At 55.7% G+C, this 1,293-nt stretch carries 1 protein-coding gene and 1 pseudogene; both read right to left on the bottom strand.

The window, feature by feature from the left end; genetic code table 11:
* A partial coding sequence (locus tag AC1DRJ_RS28040; protein WP_477805005.1) for a PAS domain-containing protein occupies positions 1 to 783 on the bottom strand: 783 nt, incomplete at its 3' end.
* A 74-nt stretch (positions 784 to 857) separates the two neighbouring features.
* Positions 858 to 1,293: pseudogene (locus AC1DRJ_RS28045) on the bottom strand (zeta toxin family protein); the annotation flags it as partial.

Genomic DNA, 1,293 nt, shown 5'->3' on the forward strand with positions numbered 1-1,293 from the left:
GGCCAGGGTCGCCTCGGTGATATCACGGGTAATCTTGGCAAAGCCCAGCAACGCTCCGGTATCGCCCCAGATCGGGTCCACCACGACGTGTGCAAAAAAACGAGTACCGTCCTTGCGCACGCGCCATGCCTTGTTTTCGAATCGCCCTTCCCGTGTGGCCGTCTCCAATGCCCGCTGCGGTTCGCCGGCTTCGCGGTCTTCAGGGGTATAGAACATCGAAAAGTGCTGGCCGATGACTTCTTCGGGCCGATAACCCTTGATGCGCTGGGCGCCGGGGTTCCAGTTGGTTACGCATCCATCCGGGGCGAGCATGTAAATGGCGTAGTCCGTGACACTTTGAACCAGCAAGCGGAACTGCTGTTCGCTTTGCTTGAGGGTTTCCTCAGCCATTTTGCGGTCGGTGAGGTCGCGGGTGATCTTGGCAAACCCCAGCAACTTGCCGGACGGGTCACGTATCGGGTCGATCACCACATGCGACCAGAAATGCGTGCCGTCCTTGCGCACCCGCCAGCCTTCACCTTCGAAACGCCCTTCATTAATCGCCGTGTCCAACGCGCGCTGGGGTAAACCGGCACGTCGATCTTCTTCGGTATAGAACCGCGAGAAGTGCTGACCGATAATCTCCGCTTCCTCGTAGCCTTTGAATCGACGGGCGCCGGCGTTCCAGCTGGTGATGATGCCGTCGGGATCGATCATGTAGATCRCATAATCCACCACAGCATCAATCAGCAGGCGAAAGCGCATCTCCTCGATGGAATTGGTTTTGGACGGCACATCGCTCATCGATAACACCCGCAACTATCGTTTTGATGGAGTATGCGGCAAACCGTGAGTTTGAAAAGCCGTAACACGTTTGTTTATCGGTAGACGTATTTGGCGATGTAGGCATGCAAGTCGTTGTAGACGAAGTCAGGCACCTGTGCAGCGTGTGCCTGGGTTTTGAGTAACGCCAAGTGGCATGTCCTTACCATTTCGTCACGCTCCCTGAGGGTGTAGACGTGGTTATTGATAATGCTGGCATAAGTGCTGCAAGCGGTCGGTGCCGTTGGAGGGGTTATCTCGGTCGGATCTTTTGTGTACGTCTTCTGGAAGCGCGAAACCCGCTCTTTCAACCCACCGAGCCCGCGTTCATAGACTGTGATCTTTGAGCCGCTGACCGCTTTCGAGGCGGTTTCAAAGGCCAGGATGATCGCCTGCGCGTTATTCATGCTGGCCTCCAGTGCCGATGAGGTGACAAACCTTTCGAGTTCCTGTTTTTTCAGGCTATTGAGGGCTCTTTTGATGCTCGATACG

It is taken from the genome of Pseudomonas sp. P5_B2 (genome assembly GCF_056400445.1).